The following is a 16,447-nucleotide window of genomic DNA, read 5'->3' on the forward strand; positions in this document are numbered from 1 at the left end:
TCCGCCGACGCCACCCGACCCGGCGACAACACCCCCCGGATCATCCGAACGACAGGGGCAGGAAGTCATACCGGGCCGGGCGACCGAGGAGTCCCCGGCTGGGGACGATCAAAAAGGTAACGGGGCACCGCCTCGCAGGGCACCGCCTCGCGGGGGGCGCTTCGCGGGGCAACACCTCCCACCGGGGCGGCGCACGCGCGTGCGCACCCGCACCCGCATAGTCAGGCGTCCCCGGCGCGTCCACACGAGATCTTGGAAGGAAACGGCCCTCAGAGGGGCCCGAATCTTCCAAGATCTCCGACAGCGGCTCGCCTTGACGGGACAAGTCAGGCAGAAGGACCCATCGCCGCGCTTGATCGACTCCACTTCCCCGAAGTGGTGGCATCAGCACCCTTGATCAACACCACTTCGCCGGAGTGGTGGCATCAGAGGCCCCACGACACCACCACTTCCCCGAACTGGTGTTGATCATGCGGGCAGCAGCACGGCAGCGCGCCGAGGGCGGGACGCCCTGGCAGCAGTGCGCCGCGGGGCGGGACGGCTGGCCCGCGAAACACCACTCAGCCCGGGTGTTGACCAAGGAGTTCGCGTCACCAGAGCCTGAAAATCCGCCACAAACTCCTTGATCAACCGGCAGAGGCACCGAAGGCGGGAACGGTCAGGGAGTCAGGGCGGACGGGGTCAGGGTGCCGGTCGCCACCAGGACCGCCGGGCCGGAGAGCCAGCACGAATCGGCTGTCACGGTGACCGTCAGACGCCCGCCGGGGACGTCGACTGTCATCGTGCCGGTGTCCAGGCCGGCGTCGCGCAACGCCACCGCCGCCACCGCGCACGCGCCGGTCCCGCAGGAGAGCGTCTCGGCGGAGCCGCGCTCGTAGACCCGCATCAGCACGTGCCCGTCGGTGCCGTCGACCGGCTCGCCCGGCGTGGTGAACTCGACGTTCACTCCGGACGGGAACGCCGAGGCGTCGACCTCGGGCGCGCGGGTCAGGTCCAGGCCGGTGAGTTCCAGCGCGGCGGGCAACGCGCACACCAGGTGCGGGTTGCCGACGTCCACGGCGGTACCGGCCAGCGTCAGCCCGCCGAGCGTGGCGGTCGCCGTGTCGTACAGCCGGGGGCGGCGCATCTCGACCGCCACGTCCGCGCCCTCGACGCGGGCCCGCACCAGGCCGGCGCGGGTCGCGATCGGGAGCGTCCCGCCCGACGGGGCGGCCAGCGAACGGTCCAGCAGGTAGCGGACGAACACGCGGGCCCCGTTGCCGCACATCTCGGCGAACGAGCCGTCGGAGTTCCAGTAGTCCATGAACCACTCGGCCTCGCCCGCCAGCGCGACGCCCTCGGGGTGCTTGGCGGCCCGTACGACGCGCAGCACGCCGTCGCCGCCGAGGCCGCGCCGCCTGTCGCAGAGCGCGGCGACCAGGCCGGGTGTCAGGTCGAGGGCGCCGTCCGGGTCGGGCAGGATGACGAAGTCGTTGCCGGTGCCGTGACCCTTGGTGAACTCCACGCCCCCATCATCGCCGATGCTCGGCGACCACCCGCAGGGCAGTGTCGAGAAACGCGGGCGAGGCCGAGTCCAGCCAGTGGATGCGCGGGTCACGCCGGAACCAGGAGCGCTGCCGCCGCACGAACCGGCGGGTGGCGCGGATCGTCTCCTCGTGCGCTTCGGCCTCGGTCATCTCGCCGGCCAGGAACCGCAGCACCTGCTGGTAGCCGAGCGCCCGGCTGGCCGTCCGCCCCTCGGGCAGCCCTTCGCCGACCAGCGCCCGCACCTCGTCGACCAGTCCGTCGGCCCACATCCGGTCCACCCGCAGCGCGATCCGCTCGTCCAGGAGCGGGGTGTCCAGGTCGACGCCGAGCTGCACGGACGGGTAGTACGGCGTGGGTGACGGCAGCGACGCGGTGAACGGCGCGCCGGTCAGCTCGATCACCTCCAGCGCCCGCACGATCCGCCGCCCGTTGGTGGGCAGGATGCTCGCCGCCGCGCCCGGGTCGGCCTCGGTCAGCCGCGCGTGCAGCGGCAGGGGGCCGACCGCCGCGAGTTCCGCCTCCAGCCGCTCCCGCAGCGCCGGGTCGGTGCCGGGGAACTCGAACCGTTCCAGCACCGCCCGCACGTACAGCCCGGAGCCGCCGACCAGCAGCGGCACCCGGCCCCGGGCCAGGATGTCGTCGACCGCCGCGCGGGCCAGCGTCTGGTATTCCGCGACGCTGGCCGGCTCGGTGACCGGCCAGATGTCCAGCAGGTGGTGCGGCACGCCCTCGCGCTCGGCCGGCGTCAGCTTGGCGGTGCCGATGTCCATGCCCCGGTAGAGCTGCATCGAGTCGGCGTTGACCACCTCGCCGTCGAGCGCGTGCGCCAGCGCGATGCTCAGCGCCGACTTCCCGGCCGCGGTCGGCCCGACCACCGCCACGACTGTCACGACCGCTCCCAGTTCGCCACGAAGTAGGCAACGCCGTAGGGGGCGCGGTGGTGGCTCAGCTCGCCGCGCCAGTCGCCGCCCGCCGCGCCGACCGCGCCGGCCAGCACCTGCCACGGCGCCCGCCCGGCGACCCGCAGCTCGGCGGACAGCACCGGGTCCAGGCCGCGCAGGGCGTCGGCGTCCGCGCCCGCCAGCGCCGCGGCGACCCCCTCGTCGTACGCCTCGGCGCGCGGGTCGTCGTACCCCGGCGCCTTGACGCCCCGGCAGGCGGACCCGTCGCCGAGCACGAGCAGCGCGACCCGCGGATCGTCGTCGAGGATCAGGCTCGCACCGAACGCCGCGCACTCGGCCGGTGTGGCGTCGTGCGCCACGGAGCGGGCCAGCCGGGGCAGCTCGGTGCCGGAGCGGTTCAGCAGCCAGGCGCCGATCGTCAGGCTCAGCGGCAGGACCTCGCCACCGGAGCAGGAGGTCTTCCACAGCCGCACCGGCCGGTCGAGCCCGAAGCGCCGCAGCGAGCCCCAGTCGGCGGCGTTGAACCGGACCGTCTCCGGTCCGCCGCCGACGAGCAGGATCGCCTCCGGCTCGGCGGCGAGCAGCCGGGCGACGGCGGCGTCGGTGGCGGCGCGCAGGTCGTCCAGCTCGGGCGCGGCGGCGCCGGCCAGCTCGGGCACGATCAACGGCGGGTGGGGGCAGACGGCGGCGGCGACCAGGGGCACGCCCCCAAACCTATCGGGGTCCCCCGGTGCGTCCCCGCGCCGATCCGGTCATCGGGGGCGTACAACACCGTATGGTCACGGTCGGCGACAGGCGCTCGACACGGACGGGGGCGGACCTGTGACAATGCCGGGAGAAAGTTTGCTGCGCCGTGGCGGCGAACGAGGGGGCTGTCCCCTCGACGCCGGGAGAACGAGGATGGGCACATGAGCGACTGGACTGCCTTCGGACGGGTCGACGAGGACGGCACCGTCTACGTCAAGACCGCCGAGGGCGAGCGGGTGGTCGGATCCTGGCAGGCAGGGGCACCGGAGGAAGGGCTCGCCCATTTCGCCCGGCGCTACGCCGATCTGGTGACCGAGGTCGACCTGACCGAGGCGCGGCTCAACTCGGGCGCGGCTGATGCCGGCCACTCCCTGACCACGATCCGCCGGATCCGTGGGTCGCTGGCCGAGGCGCACGTGGTCGGTGACATCGACGCCTTGGCCGCCCGCCTGGACAAGCTGGCCACCGTCGCCGAGGAGAAGGCCGGCGAGGCCAAGGCGGCCCGCGAGGCCGCCCGGGGCGAGGCGGTGGCGCGCAAGACCGCCCTGGTCGAGGAGGCCGAGAAGCTGGCCGCCGAGTCGACCGGCTGGAAGACCGCCGGTGACCGGCTCAAGGAGATCCTCGACGAGTGGAAGACCATCCGCGGCGTCGACAAGAAGACCGACGGTGAGCTGTGGAAGCGGTTCGCCGCCGCGCGGGACGGCTTCACCCGCCGCCGGGGCGCCCACTTCGCCTCCCTCGACCAGCAGCGCAAGCAGGCGCAGACGGTCAAGGAGGAGCTGGTCGCCGAGGCGGAGAAGCTCAAGGAGTCCACCGACTGGGGCGTCACCGCCGGTCAGCTCAAGGACCTGATGGCCCAGTGGAAGGCCGCGCCGCGCGCCGCCAAGGAGGCCGAGCAGAAGCTCTGGGAACGGTTCCGCGCCGCGCAGGACGAGTTCTTCACCCGCCGCAGCGAGGTCTTCTCGGCGCGCGACAACGAGCAGCGCGCCAACCTGGAGCGCAAGCAGGCGCTGCTGGCCGAGGCCGAGGCGCTGGACGTCGACGGCGACCCGAAGGGCGCCCAGGCGAAGCTGCGGGAGATCCAGGCGCAGTGGCACGAGGCCGGCCGGGTGCCCCGCGAGGCCGCCGCCGGGCTGGAGCGCCGGCTGCGGGCCGTGGACGACAAGGTCCGCGAGGTGATGGACTCGGCGTGGCGGCGCACCTCCAAGGAGGACAACCCGCTGCTGGCGCAGATGCGCGCCCAGGTCGCCGAGGCCGAGGACCGGCTGGCCCGGGCCCAGGCCGCCGGTGACGCCCGCCGGATCAAGGAGGCCGAGCAGGCGCTCGCCTCGAAGCGGCAGTTCCTCCAGCTCGCCGAGCAGGCCGGCTGACGGAAGCACCCCGGCCGGGCAGGCCGGCGGACAGACACATCGGGTGAGCCCCCGGCCGGTCGGCCGGGGGCTCACCTGCGTCCGGGCCGGGTTGACGCATCGAGGTGGGCTGATCAGAATGAGCGGCGGAGCCAGGTTCAGGCACCGGCACGAGGGCACCGACGGCTGATCTCGCCGTCGACGATCGCCGGTGTGACATCTCGCGGGTGGCCGTCCACACGACACGGCCCGGCGCGCGCTGCGCGCGTACTCGATGACGAGCGGGACGTGCCTCCTGGTCCTGCCGCCCGCGGCGCCCGTGCGGCGCGGGCATCCGAAGTGGAGCTTCCATGCACCGACGCACCGCCCTCGGCGGCGCCCTGACGGCGCTCGCCACCGCAGCGGCCGGCGTTCTCGTCGCCGCCGCCGTCTCCACCGCACCGGCCGCCGCGGCGGCCGGTGGCACCGGCACCGGTTACCTGCACACCAGCGGCAACAAGATCGTCGACAGTACGGGCGCGACCGTCCGGCTGACCGGCATCAACTGGTTCGGGATGGAGACCGACAACAAGACGTTCCACGGCCTGTGGTCGAGCAACCCGTGGCGCTCGCAGCTCGACACCATGGCCCGGCTGGGCTACAACACGCTGCGCATCCCGTACTCGAACGACGCGCTCAAGTCCGGCGCGACCGCGACCGGCATCAACGACTTCGTCAACCCGGACCTGATCGGGCTGTCGCCGTTGCAGATCCTCGACAAGGTCATCGACTACGCGGGCAGCAAGGGGATGCGGGTCATCCTGGACCGGCACCGGCCCACGTCGGCCGGGCAGTCGCCGCTCTGGTACACCTCGACCGTCTCCGAGGCGACCTGGATCAACGACTGGAAGATGCTGGCCCAGCGGTACGCCGGCAACACCACTGTGATCGGCGCGGACCTGCACAACGAGCCGCACGCCGAGGGCACCAACCCGGCCGCCACCGGCGCCTGCTGGGGCTGCGGCGACACCGCCCGGGACTGGCGGCTGGCCGCCGAGCGGGCCGGCAACGCGATCCTCGGCGTGCAGCCGAACTGGCTGATCTTCGTGGAGGGGGTGAGCTGCCCGAGCGGCGGCCTGTCGAACGTCTGGGACAACGACCCCAGCAACGACGAGGACTGCGGCTGGTGGGGCGGCAACCTGTCCAAGGCCGGGCAGTTCCCGGTCCGGCTGAACGTGGCCAACCGGCTGGTCTACTCGCCGCACGAGTACGCCACGTCGGTCTACCGGCAGGCCTGGTTCGACGACCCGTCGTACCCGGCGAACATGCCGGCCATCTGGGACAAGTACTGGGGCTACCTCTACAAGCAGAACATCGCGCCGATCATGATGGGCGAGTTCGGCACCACGCTCCAGGACCCGAAGGACAAGATCTGGCTGCAGAACCTGATGGCGTACACCGGCACCGGCGTGAACGGCATGTCGTTCACGTACTGGTCGTGGAACCCGAACTCGGGTGACACCGGCGGCATCGCCAACGACGACTGGACCACGATCAACCAGCCGAAGCAGGACATCCTGACGCCGTACCTGATCCCGCCGACCGGCGGTGGCGGCACCACCAGCCCGTCCCCCACCGGCACGCCGAACACCTCGCCGGCGCCGACCACCCCGCCGCCTCCGGTGACCGGTGGCTGCACCGCCACCTACAAGCAGATCAACTCCTGGGCGGGCGGCTTCCAGGGTGAGCTGACCGTCAAGAACACCGGCACCGCCGCGGTGAACCCGTGGTCGGCCACCTGGACCTGGCCGTCCGGGGTGACGCTCGCCAGCGGCTGGAACGCCACTGTCACGCAGTCCGGCACCACGGTGACGGCGGCCGCGCCGGCCTGGGCGTCGTCGCTGGCGCCGGGCGCGTCGGTCACCGTCGGCTTCACCGCCAACGGCACCGCCGCGACGCCGGGCAGCGTGAAGCTCAACGGCACCGCCTGCTGAGGCAGTGACGGCGGGGGCCGGCTCGGCCCCCGCCGTCACGCTCGGCTCAGTGCGCGGCGCAGCCGCCGACGGGGGCGGGCGCCGCGGCCGGCGCGCCGACCGTCGGCAGTCCGAGCAGCACCCCGGGGGTACGCGGAACCTGTCCCGCCTCGGCCGCGTCCCCGGCCCGGGTGCGCCGGTGCGCCAGCGGCGCGCCGTCGGCGTTCAGGTGGTGCGGGGCGGCGTACGTGACGACTGTGTGCACGATGTCGCCGGGGCGGATCCGCCCGGCCAGCTCACCGGTGGCGAAGTGCACGAGCCGGCCGTCGCGGGCCCGGCCGGACATCCGGCCGGTGCGCTCGTCCTTGCGGCCCTCGCCGACCGCCACCAGCACCTCGACGGTCTCGCCGACCAGCTTCTTGTTCTCCGCCCAGGTGATCTCCTCGACGCAGGCGATCAGCCGCTCGTAGCGTTCCTGCACGACCTGCTTGGGCAGCTGGCCGTCCATGGTCGCGGCCGGGGTGCCGGGGCGCTTGGAGTACTGGAACGTGAACGCCGAGGAGAACCGCGCCTCCCGCACCACGTCGAGCGTGCGGGCGAAGTCGGCCTCGGTCTCCCCCGGGAAGCCGACGATGATGTCGGTGGTGATCGCCGCGTCCGGCATCGCCGCCCGGACCTTGGAGATGATCCCCAGGTAACGCTCCGACCGGTACGAACGGCGCATCGCCCGCAGCACGTCGTCGGAGCCGGACTGCAACGGCATGTGCAGCGAGTGGCAGACGTTGGGCGTCTCGGCCATCGCGGCGATCACGTCGTCGGTGAAGTCCTTCGGGTGCGGGCTGGTGAACCGCACCCGCTCCAGCCCGTCGATGTCGCCGCAGGCGCGCAGCAGCTTGCCGAAGGCGTACCGGTCGCCGAACTCGACGCCGTAGGAGTTGACGTTCTGCCCGAGCAGCGTCACCTCCAGCACGCCGGAGTCGACCAGCGCGCGCACCTCGGAGAGGATGTCGCCGGGGCGGCGGTCCTTCTCCTTGCCGCGCAGGGAGGGCACGATGCAGAACGTGCACGTGTTGTTGCAGCCGACGGAGATCGAGACCCACCCGGCGTACGTCGACTCGCGCCGGGTCGGCAGCGTGGAGGGGAAGACCTCCAGCGACTCCAGGATCTCGACCTCGGCCGCGGTGTTGTGCCGCGCCCGGTCCAGCAGCGCCGGCAGCGAGCCGATGTTGTGCGTGCCGAAGACGACGTCCACCCAGGGCGCCTTGCGGACGATGTCGCCCCGGTCCTTCTGGGCCAGGCAGCCGCCGACCGCGATCTGCATCCCGGGGTGCTTCGCCTTCACGGGGCGCAGATGACCCAGGTTGCCGTAGAGGCGGTTGTCGGCGTTCTCCCGGACCGCGCAGGTGTTGAACACCACCACGTCGGGCTGGTCGTCGGCCTCCGCGGCGCGCACGTACCCGGCATCCTCGAGGAGGCCGGAGATGCGCTCGGAGTCGTGCACGTTCATCTGGCAGCCGTACGTACGCACCTGGTAGGTGCGCGGGCTGCCCGCGGCTGCGGTAGTCATGACCCGGACAGCGTATCCGGGTGGAGCCGATCGGATCGAACGAGGAGGAGCCGTGTGCCGGAGCATCAAGACCCTGCGTGAGCCGTACGTCCCGGTGGTGACCGAGGAGGACATCCGCGCCGCCGCGTTGCAGTACGTCCGGAAGATCTCCGGATTCCGTACCCCCGCCGCCCACAACGCCGCGGCGTTCGACGCCGCGGTGGACGCCGTGGCCGCCGCCACCGCGACGCTGCTCGACCAGCTCGTGGTGCGGGGGCAGCAGCCGGCGGCCCGGGGCTGAGCCCGGGGCCGCCACCGCTCGCCGCCGGCGGGGACACGGCGGCGAGCACCGCTCACGGGTGCCCGCCGGCGTCCGCGCTCAGGCGGCGGCGAGCGCCGGGGCGACCGTGTCGGGGGCCCACCGGGAGCGGTGGCACTGCGACCAGCCCCGGCAGCGCGCGTCGGCGACAGTGCAGAGCCGGTGGTGGCTGAGCACCTCACCGTCGTCGGTGTCGGCCACGTCGAAGTGCACCGGCCGGATCGTGCCGTCCGGCGCGACCAGCAGGTGCCGGCCGGCGTCGAGCGTGTCGTCACGCGTCAGGCAGTTGCGGCCCAGCAGCCGGGCCAGCGCCGCGATCGCGGGCAGCTCGGTCAGGCTCTCGGGCACGCCGTAACAGTCGACCACCGTGCCGTACAGCCCGGGTGCCTCCCACACGTCGCAGACCACCGCGTACGCGGGGAGCCGCATCGGGTCGGCGACGGCCATGGGCATCACCACCCGGCCGAGCGCCTCGGCCAGTGCCGGGTAGACCTCCACCGGCTCACCGCCGTCGATTCTCCAGTTCCACAGCTCGGTCATGCCGCCTCCTCGCTGCGCTCGTTCCACCGGCCTCCGGATCGGGCCTTAATGACGATGGTGGGGTGCATTTGACCTCAGCCGGGCGCAAGTTACCGGTCTGTGACCATTCCGGGCAAAATTCCCTCGGGCGACGTTGCCCAGAGTAGCTGGAAGATGACAGTTTATCGGGTACGGTGGCGCGCCGGCGGCCCGGCCGCGCCGCGAAACCGAGGCTCAGCGCACCCGGATCAGGTGCTCCGAAGCAGGTAGCAGCTCACCGATCACCGTGCCGCCCGGCACCTCACCGGCGACCAGCAGGCCACCGGAGGTCTGCGCGTCGGCGAGCAGCAGCCGCTCCCCCTCGTCCGCACCGCCGAAGTCGGTCCACGGCATGACCCACTCCAGGTTGCGCCGGGTGCCGCCGCTGACGTACCCGTCGCGCAACGCCTCCCGCGCACCCGGCAGGTACGGCACCGCCGCCGCGTCGATCGCCACCGTCAGGCGGCTCGCGCGGGCCAGCTTCGAGGCGTGCCCGAGCAGGCCGAAACCGGTCACGTCGGTGCCGCAGCGGATGCCCGCGGCCACCGCCGCGCGGGCCGCGTCCCGGTTGAGCCGGGCCATCGACTCGACCGCCTCGGGGAAGCGCTGCCCGGTCTGCTTGTGCCGGGTGTTGAGCACGCCCACCCCGAGCGGCTTGGTCAGCGACAGCGGCAACCCGGCCCGCCCGGCGTCGAGCGTGATCAGCTCCTCCGGCCGGACCAGGCCGGTGACCGCCAGGCCGTACTTCGGGCTGTCGTCGTCCACGCTGTGCCCGCCGGCCAGGTGGCAGTCCGCCTCCCGGGCCACGTCCAGACCGCCGCGCAGCACCTCGCGGGCCATCTCCGGCGGCAGCACGCCCCGCGGCCAGCAGAGCAGGTTGAGCGCGACGAGCGGGGTGCCGCCCATCGCGTACACGTCGGAGAGCGCGTTGGCGGCGGCGATGCGCCCCCAGTCGTAGGCGTCGTCGACCACCGGGGTGAAGAAGTCGGCGGTGCTCACCAGGCCCGTACGCTCGTCCAGCCGGACCACCGCGGCGTCGTCACCGTTCTCCAGGCCGACCAGCAGGTCGGCCGAGCCTCCGGTGGCGCCGAGACCGGCGACCATCGCCTCCAGCTCGCCGGGTGGGATCTTGCAGGCGCAACCGCCACCGCGGGCGTAGTCGGTCAGCCGGATCGCGTCGGTCATCCCCTCATGATCTCGGGCCTGCGGCGACGGCGCCACTCGGCCCCCCTCGGGTGACGAAATTCGGACGGGCCGGTACGCCCGTGACCGGTGTTACCGCTCCGTGACCATCTGAGTTGCGTTCTGCCACATCACCCCGCCTACAGTTGCCCAACCGGGGGTCGACCGACCCCCGAATTCCGCCATGGACGACAGGGACGGTGGACGACGTGACGACGGGCGACCCGCTGATCGTGCTCGACGGGGTCAACAAGTGGTTCGGGCCGCTGCACGTGCTCGACGACGTGTCCCTCTCCGTCGACCGGGGCGAGGTGGTCGTGGTGATCGGCCCGTCCGGCTCCGGCAAGTCGACGCTCTGCCGCACGATCAACCGGCTGGAGCCGATCGACTCCGGCACCATCACCTTCGACGGGCAGCCGCTTCCGGCCGAGGGCAAGCCCCTGGCCAAGCTGCGCAGCGAGGTCGGCATGGTGTTCCAGTCGTTCAACCTCTTCGCGCACAAGACCATCCTGGAGAACGTCGCGCTGGGGCCGGTCAAGGTCCGCAAGGAGAAGCCGGCCGCCGCCCGTGAGCGCGGCCTGGCCCTGCTGGACCGCGTCGGCATCGCCAACCAGGCGGACAAGTACCCGGCGCAGCTCTCCGGCGGTCAGCAGCAGCGAGCGGCGATCGCCCGCGCGCTGGCCATGCAGCCCAAGGCGATGCTGTTCGACGAGCCGACGAGCGCGCTGGACCCGGAGATGGTCGGCGAGGTGCTGGACGTGATGACGTCGCTGGCCCGCGACGGCATGACCATGGTCGTGGTGACCCACGAGATGGGCTTCGCCCGGCACGCGGCCAACCGGGTCATCTTCATGGCCGACGGCAAGCTGGTCGAGGACGCGCCGCCGGCCGAGTTCTTCGCGAACCCGCGCAGCGAGCGGGCCAAGGACTTCCTCTCCAAGATCCTCACCCACTGAGCGTCCGTAGTGGAGTCGTCCCGTCGACTCCGTCGAAGAAGGAGATGAGTATGCGTTACAAGCGCGTGGCGGCGGTGGCCATGATGGCCTCGCTCGCCCTGTCCGCGGCCGCCTGTGGCAAGGAGGGGGACCCCGCTCCCAGCGGCGGCGGCAACGCCAGCGGTGGAGCCCAGGGCGACAGCTGCAGCAGCTCGGGCGTGACCTTCACCCCCAAGACGGACGCCAACGTCGCCGGCAGCCCGGCCTTCGAGAAGATCAAGTCGGCCGGCAAGGTCGTCATCGGCGTCAAGTTCGACCAGCCGAACCTCGGCTACAAGGACGCCCAGGGCAAGCGCTGCGGCTTCGACATCGAGATCGCCCAGTACGTCGCCAGCACCCTCGGCGTCGACCCGGCGAAGATCGAGTACAAGGAGATCGCGTCCGCCAACCGGGAGACCGCGATCAAGGGTGGCGAGATCGACTACTACGTCGGCACCTACTCGATCACCGACAAGCGCAAGAACGACGTCTCCTTCGCCGGCCCGTACTTCGTCGCCGGCCAGGACCTGCTGGTCCGCAAGGACGAGTCGTCGATCACCGGCAAGGACACGCTCAAGGGCAAGAAGGTCTGCTCGGCCACCGGCTCCACGCCGATCCAGAAGATCCGCGACGAGGGCCTGACCGAGGGCGAGAACATCGTCGAGTTCAAGACCTACTCCGAGTGCGTCTCGCAGCTGCTCGACAAGAAGGTCGACGCGGTGACCACCGACGACGCGATCCTCAAGGGCTACGCCGCGCAGAACCCGGACGAGCTCAAGGTCGTCGGCCAGCCGTTCAGCACCGAGAAGTACGGCATCGGCCTGCCCAAGGACGACAAGGCGCTGCGTGACTACGTGAACGACCAGATCGAGGCGGCGTTCACCGACGGCACCTGGAAGAAGATCTACGACGGCACGCTCGGCAAGTCCGGCTCGCCGGCCACTGCGCCGCAGCTCGAGCGGTACTGACGGTCCGCACCGACGTCGGACCGGGCGGGGAGGTCCTCCTCCCCGCCCGGTCCCGTCTGGAGAGAGTGAGAGCGAGGTATGGGCGAGTTCTTCCGCGTCCTGACGGACAACGCGAGCCTGTTCCGCGAGGGGTTCTACAACACCGTCAAGTTGTTCCTGATCGCCGGCGTCGGCAGTCTCGTCCTCGGCATGCTGCTCGGCGCGATGCGGGTGTCCCCCGTCCCCGCGCTGCGGGCGTTCGGCGCCACCTACGTCAACCTGGTGCGCAACACTCCCCTGACGCTGGTGTTCGCGTTCCTCGTCTTCGCGGTGCCGAAGCTGGACGTCAACATCGACTACTTCAACAGCGCCTGCATCGCGCTGATCGCGTACACCTCGGCGTTCATCTGCGAGGTGGTCCGCTCCGGCGTGAACACGGTAGCCACCGGGCAGGCCGAGGCGGCCCGCGCGCTGGGCATGACATTCGCCCAGGTGCTGACGCTGATCGTGCTGCCGCAGGCGCTGCGGGCCATGGTCCCGCCCATGATGAGCGTGCTCATCGCCATGCTGAAGAACACCACGATCGCCGCCGGCTTCTCCGTGCTGGAGGCCGGCGCCATCCCGGCGTACATGTCGGAACGGGGTGAGCCGCAGTTCATCGTGCTCACCTGGATCGTGATCGGCTTCCTGATCCTGATCATCCCGCTGGTGGTGCTCCAGCGGATCCTCGAGCGCAAGTGGGCGGTGGCCCGGTGAGCAGCAGCAGCGTCCTCTACGACATCCCCGGCCCGAAGGCCCGCAGGCGCAACCGGATCCTCGGCATCGTCTCGATCGCGGTGATCCTCGCGCTGATCGCGTTCGTGGTCTACAAGTTCGACCAGACCGGCCAGTTCGAGGCCCGCAAGTGGGAACAGTTCCAGTACGCGGCCGTGCAGCGGGAGCTGCTGAACGGCCTCTGGGCGACGCTGAAGGTCGCCGCCGTCGCCACCGTGCTGGCACTGCTGTTCGGCGCGTTCTTCGCCAGCGCCCGGCTCAGCGACAAGGTGTTGTTCCGGGCGCCCGCCACGTTCGTGGTGGAGCTGTTCCGGGCCATCCCGCTGCTGATCCTGATCTTCTTCGGCTACTACGTGCCGCTGCAGTACGGCTGGCCGATCGACAAGTTCTGGGCGCTGGTCATCGGGTTGACGCTCTACAACGGCTCGGTGCTGGCGGAGATCTTCCGCGCCGGCATCAACGCCGTGCCGTACGGGCAGTCCGAGGGCGCGTACGCGATCGGCATGCGCAAGAACCAGGTGCTACGGCTGATCCTGCTGCCGCAGGCGTTCCGGTCGATGCTCCCGGCGATCGTGAGCCAGCTCGTCGTGCTGCTCAAGGACACCGCGCTCGGCTTCATCATCACGTACCCGGAGCTGCTGTTCGTGGGCAAGCAGATCGGCGGCCGGCTGGCGTTCGGCCTGCCGTACGTGCCGACGTACCTGATCGTCGCGGCCATCTACATCGCCATCTGCGGCCTGCTGTCGGTGCTGGCCTGGTGGCTGCAGAAGCGGCTGACCCGGCTGCCGCGCACCGCGGCCAAGCCGCTGCCGGCGACGCAGACCGACGGCGGGACCGGCGTCACGCCCCTGTGAGTCGACGGGACACGAAACGGGCGGGTGGGGTTCTCCCCACCCGCCCGTTCTCCGTCCTGCCGCAGCTCAGCGGGCGATCTCGGTGACCCGGGACTCGCGCACCACTGTCACCCGGATCTGACCCGGATAGGTCAGCTCCTCCTCGATCTGCTTGGCCACGTCCCGGGCCAGCACCGCCGCGCCGATGTCGTCCACGTCGTCCGGCTTGACCATCACCCGGATCTCCCGGCCCGCCTGCATGGCGAAGACCTTCTCCACGCCCAGCTTGCCGGCCGCGATCTCCTCGATCCGCTCCAGCCGCTTGACGTACGCCTCGAGGCTCTCCCGCCGCGCGCCCGGCCGCCCGCCCGAGCAGGCATCAGACGCCTGGGTCAGCACCGCCTCGATGGTCTGCGGCGGCACCTCGTTGTGGTGCGCCTCGATGGCGTGCACCACGTCCTCGCTCTCGCCGTACTTGCGGGCCACGTCCGCGCCGATGATCGCGTGACTGCCCTCCACCTCGTGGGTGAGCGCCTTGCCGATGTCGTGCAGGAACGCGCACCGCTTGATCGTCGGCACGTCCAGCCGCAGCTCGGCGGCCATCACCCCGGCGATGTGCGCGGTCTCCACCAGGTGCTTCAGGACGTTCTGCCCGTACGACGTCCGGTAGCGCAACCGGCCCAGCAGCGTGACCAGCTCCGGGTGGATCTCGGTGATGCCGACCTCGACCAGCGCGTCCTCGGCGGCCCGGAGGCACAGCTCCTCCACCTCCTGCCGGGCCAGGTCGTAGACCTCCTCGATCCGGTGCGGGTGGATCCGGCCGTCGAGCACCAGCTTCTCCAGCGTGACCCGGCCGACCTCCCGGCGTACCGGGTCGAAGCACGACAGCAGCACCGCCTCGGGGGTGTCGTCGATGATCAGGTTGACGCCGGTGACCGACTCGAAGGCGCGGATGTTGCGCCCCTCCCGGCCGATGATGCGCCCCTTCATCTCGTCGCCGGGCAGGTGCAGCACGCTGACCACGCTCTCCGCGGTCTGCTCGCTGGCCACCCGCTGGATGGCGTCCACCACGATGTTGCGGGCGCGCTGCTCGGCGCTGCCCCGGGCGTCCGCCTCGATCTCCCGGACCAGCAGCGCGGCCTCCCGCTTCGCCTGCCCCTCGATCGAGTCGACCAGCTCGGCGCGGGCCGCGTCGGCGGTCAGGCCCGCCACCCGCTCCAGCTCCCGGCGGCGCTGCTCCTCCACCTCGGTCAGCGTCCGCTCGCGCTCGGCCAGGGCGGCCTCCCGGGCGGCGAGCGCCGCAGTGGCGGCGGTGAGCTGCCGCTCCCGCTCGGCCAGCCGCTCCACCTCCTCGGTGTGCAGCCGCTCCCGCTCGTCCATCCGGGCGGCCCGGCGTTCCACCTCGGCGGCCTGCTCCCGGGTGGTGGCGGCCAGCACCGCCACCTCCCGCTCGCCGCTGCGCCGCGCGGTGGCACGCAACTGCTCGGCGTCCGCCTCGGCCTGCTTGTGCGCGCGCTCCAGCACCGTGTCCGCCTCGGCGCGGGCGTCGTCGAGCACCCGCCGCGCCTCGGCCCGGGCCGCCTTCGCCTCCGCCTTGGCGGCAGCCGCCTCGGCCCGCGCCGCCGCGGCGGCGGACTTCGCCACGTCGATGGTGCTGTTCACCTCGTCGGCGGCCGTCCGCAACGCCGCGAGGGACTGCTCCTGCCGGTCCTTCTCCGCGATGAAGGCCGGGTCCTCCGGTGCGGGCGCCAGGCTGAGCCGCTTGAGGGTCCGCACGCCGAACAGCACGGCGCCGACCACCACCACGACCAGCAGCAGCACGACCAGAAGGAGGACGACGTCGAAGGCGCTCATCGAGCCGCTCCGCACCGGTACGCGGACGCGTTCGCCCGCCGGGCTCCGGCGTCGTGCCCTGCTCCGGTGGCCCGGCCGGGGTCCCCGTTCCGCCCTGCCCCGGTCGCTCGGCCGGCGTTGCCGGTCCGCCCTGCCCCGGTGGTCCGGCCGGCGTTGCCGGCGCGTCGGGGCTCGGTGGCCGGGTTGTCACCCGCCGGGGAGGGATCGGGGCCGTGTGGCAGACCGCCGGTGAACCTGTGCCGCCCTGCCATGGCCGCCTCCCCCTGAACGTCGGCGCCGCAGGACACGCGCGAAGGACACGCGCCTGCGGCTCTGGACGCCCGACCGGAGCGGCTGGCTGTGGGCAGCTTTCCGTCGGCGGTGCCCCCTGTGGGGCACCGCTGGCGGGCCGGTTGCAGTTGTCGGAGGCTCCGGGGTCTCCGGAGCGCCCGTCAAGGGCCGGTGTAGCTGGCCAAAGTGATGCTGTTCTGTTACGAGATCTATGTTGTGCGCTTAGCCTGCGCTGGTCGGGCAAAGTGAGCCTGTATGGCGAGGCTAGGTCGCGAGGGGCCGTTCGGTCAAGGAGTCATGATCAAACCACCCGGACGGAGAGAAGTTGCAGCGTCACTCAGCGGTGATCAGATGCCGGACAGGCCCGGACAAACTCCGCCCCTCAGCGCCGCTGCTCGCCGCTCCCGACCTGCTCAGGCCACCTCCCCCATCGACGCCGCCCGCCACCGGCCCACACGATCAAGGAGTTGACTTCACCCCACGGCCCCTCTGGTGACACAAACTCCTTGATCACCGCGCCGGGCCGGCCAGGCCACCGCTAGCACGCCGGCCGAGGGAGGCACGACGGCTCACCCTCCCCGCCCCTCCCCGCACGATCATGAGGTTGACGGGCTCGATCATGAAGTTGGCCTGGACAAAACGGACGGGAAGTGCCGTCAACTTCATGATCAACGGGGCTGGGGCGGGCGGGGCAGGGCCGGGCAGGGCTGGGG

General features: G+C 71.8%; 14 protein-coding genes. 7 read left to right on the plus strand and 7 right to left on the minus strand.

Annotated features, from left to right (window positions below; all coding sequences use genetic code 11):
* Nucleotides 1–658: 658 nt before the first annotated feature.
* From dapF to M8C11_RS29470, 3 genes are read right to left on the minus strand one after another with little or no spacing between them, the layout of a single operon-like run.
* Nucleotides 659–1,504 (minus strand): diaminopimelate epimerase, encoded by an 846-nt coding sequence (dapF, locus tag M8C11_RS29460; RefSeq protein WP_252454664.1) that lies wholly within the window; start codon nt 1,502–1,504, stop codon nt 659–661.
* 7 nt (nt 1,505–1,511) lie between these two features.
* A complete protein-coding gene (miaA, locus tag M8C11_RS29465) occupies nt 1,512–2,531 on the minus strand; it encodes a tRNA (adenosine(37)-N6)-dimethylallyltransferase MiaA (RefSeq protein WP_374669375.1) in 1,020 nt (339 codons plus the stop codon).
* A complete protein-coding gene (locus tag M8C11_RS29470) occupies nt 2,414–3,133 on the minus strand; it encodes a hypothetical protein (RefSeq protein ID WP_252454667.1) in 720 nt (239 codons plus the stop codon). Before M8C11_RS29470 ends, miaA begins: the two co-directional genes overlap by 118 nt.
* 204 nt (nt 3,134–3,337) lie before the next feature.
* Between M8C11_RS29470 and M8C11_RS29475 the strand changes: the two genes are divergently transcribed.
* Together M8C11_RS29475 and M8C11_RS29480 are read left to right on the plus strand one after the other, a co-directional pair.
* Nucleotides 3,338–4,546, plus strand: a complete 1,209-nt coding sequence (locus M8C11_RS29475; protein ID WP_252454669.1) for a DUF349 domain-containing protein — start codon at nt 3,338–3,340, stop codon at nt 4,544–4,546.
* 329 nt (nt 4,547–4,875) lie between these two features.
* Nucleotides 4,876–6,498 (plus strand): cellulase family glycosylhydrolase, encoded by a 1,623-nt coding sequence (locus tag M8C11_RS29480; RefSeq protein WP_120571051.1) that lies wholly within the window; start codon nt 4,876–4,878, stop codon nt 6,496–6,498.
* Nucleotides 6,499–6,544: 46 nt separating this feature from the next.
* On the opposite strand, the gene miaB is transcribed toward M8C11_RS29480, so the two are convergent.
* Nucleotides 6,545–8,044, minus strand: a complete 1,500-nt coding sequence (gene miaB, locus M8C11_RS29485) for a tRNA (N6-isopentenyl adenosine(37)-C2)-methylthiotransferase MiaB (protein ID WP_252454671.1) — start codon at nt 8,042–8,044, stop codon at nt 6,545–6,547.
* Between the two features lie 52 nt (nt 8,045–8,096).
* On the opposite strand from miaB, the gene M8C11_RS29490 reads away from it, so the two are divergent.
* Nucleotides 8,097–8,324 (plus strand): DUF2277 family protein, encoded by a 228-nt coding sequence (locus tag M8C11_RS29490; RefSeq protein WP_013284740.1) that lies wholly within the window; start codon nt 8,097–8,099, stop codon nt 8,322–8,324.
* A 78-nt stretch (nt 8,325–8,402) separates the two neighbouring features.
* On the opposite strand, the gene M8C11_RS29495 is transcribed toward M8C11_RS29490, so the two are convergent.
* A complete protein-coding gene (locus M8C11_RS29495; protein WP_018785973.1) occupies nt 8,403–8,882 on the minus strand; it encodes a hypothetical protein in 480 nt (159 codons plus the stop codon).
* A 213-nt stretch (nt 8,883–9,095) separates the two neighbouring features.
* Nucleotides 9,096–10,085 carry a selenide, water dikinase SelD gene (selD, locus tag M8C11_RS29500; RefSeq protein ID WP_252454673.1) on the minus strand — a complete coding sequence of 330 codons (990 nt, stop codon included), beginning with the start codon at nt 10,083–10,085 and terminating at the stop codon, nt 9,096–9,098.
* 197 nt (nt 10,086–10,282) lie between these two features.
* On the opposite strand from selD, the gene M8C11_RS29505 reads away from it, so the two are divergent.
* The 4 genes from M8C11_RS29505 (at nt 10,283) to M8C11_RS29520 (ending at nt 13,631) form a co-directional block, all read left to right on the plus strand.
* Nucleotides 10,283–11,038 carry an amino acid ABC transporter ATP-binding protein gene (locus M8C11_RS29505; RefSeq protein ID WP_120571055.1) on the plus strand — a complete coding sequence of 252 codons (756 nt, stop codon included), beginning with the start codon at nt 10,283–10,285 and terminating at the stop codon, nt 11,036–11,038.
* A 50-nt stretch (nt 11,039–11,088) separates the two neighbouring features.
* Nucleotides 11,089–12,024: a glutamate ABC transporter substrate-binding protein gene (locus M8C11_RS29510; protein WP_121685686.1), complete on the plus strand. Its 936-nt coding sequence runs from the start codon at nt 11,089–11,091 to the stop codon at nt 12,022–12,024.
* A gap of 78 nt (nt 12,025–12,102) precedes the next feature.
* The gene (locus M8C11_RS29515) at nt 12,103–12,759 is read left to right on the plus strand and encodes an amino acid ABC transporter permease (protein WP_013284735.1); all 657 of its coding nucleotides are present in this window, start codon (nt 12,103–12,105) and stop codon (nt 12,757–12,759) included.
* On the plus strand, nt 12,756–13,631 hold the full coding sequence (locus M8C11_RS29520) for an amino acid ABC transporter permease (protein WP_252454675.1): 876 nt from the start codon (nt 12,756–12,758) through the stop codon (nt 13,629–13,631). Before M8C11_RS29515 ends, M8C11_RS29520 begins: the two co-directional genes overlap by 4 nt.
* A gap of 66 nt (nt 13,632–13,697) precedes the next feature.
* On the opposite strand, the gene rny is transcribed toward M8C11_RS29520, so the two are convergent.
* Nucleotides 13,698–15,464, minus strand: coding sequence for a ribonuclease Y (gene rny / locus M8C11_RS29525; RefSeq protein ID WP_120571059.1), 1,767 nt, complete (start codon nt 15,462–15,464; stop codon nt 13,698–13,700).
* Nucleotides 15,465–16,447 lie beyond the last annotated feature (983 nt).

It is taken from the genome of Micromonospora sp. CPM1 (assembly GCF_023896895.1).
GTDB classification, from domain to species: domain Bacteria; phylum Actinomycetota; class Actinomycetes; order Mycobacteriales; family Micromonosporaceae; genus Micromonospora; species Micromonospora tulbaghiae.

Bases quoted from the DNA above. Each gene is read 5' to 3' on its own strand.
- M8C11_RS29510 (WP_121685686.1), top strand. From the start codon at position 11,089: ATGCGTTACAAGCGCGTGGCGGCGGTGGCCATGATGGCCTCGCTCGCC.
- selD (WP_252454673.1), bottom strand. From the start codon at position 10,085: ATGACCGACGCGATCCGGCTGACCGACTACGCCCGCGGTGGCGGTTGC.
- M8C11_RS29475 (WP_252454669.1), top strand. From the start codon at position 3,338: ATGAGCGACTGGACTGCCTTCGGACGGGTCGACGAGGACGGCACCGTC.
- miaB (WP_252454671.1), bottom strand. From the start codon at position 8,044: ATGACTACCGCAGCCGCGGGCAGCCCGCGCACCTACCAGGTGCGTACG.
- M8C11_RS29515 (WP_013284735.1), top strand. From the start codon at position 12,103: ATGGGCGAGTTCTTCCGCGTCCTGACGGACAACGCGAGCCTGTTCCGC.
- M8C11_RS29480 (WP_120571051.1), top strand. From the start codon at position 4,876: ATGCACCGACGCACCGCCCTCGGCGGCGCCCTGACGGCGCTCGCCACC.
- M8C11_RS29495 (WP_018785973.1), bottom strand. From the start codon at position 8,882: ATGACCGAGCTGTGGAACTGGAGAATCGACGGCGGTGAGCCGGTGGAG.
- rny (WP_120571059.1), bottom strand. From the start codon at position 15,464: ATGAGCGCCTTCGACGTCGTCCTCCTTCTGGTCGTGCTGCTGCTGGTC.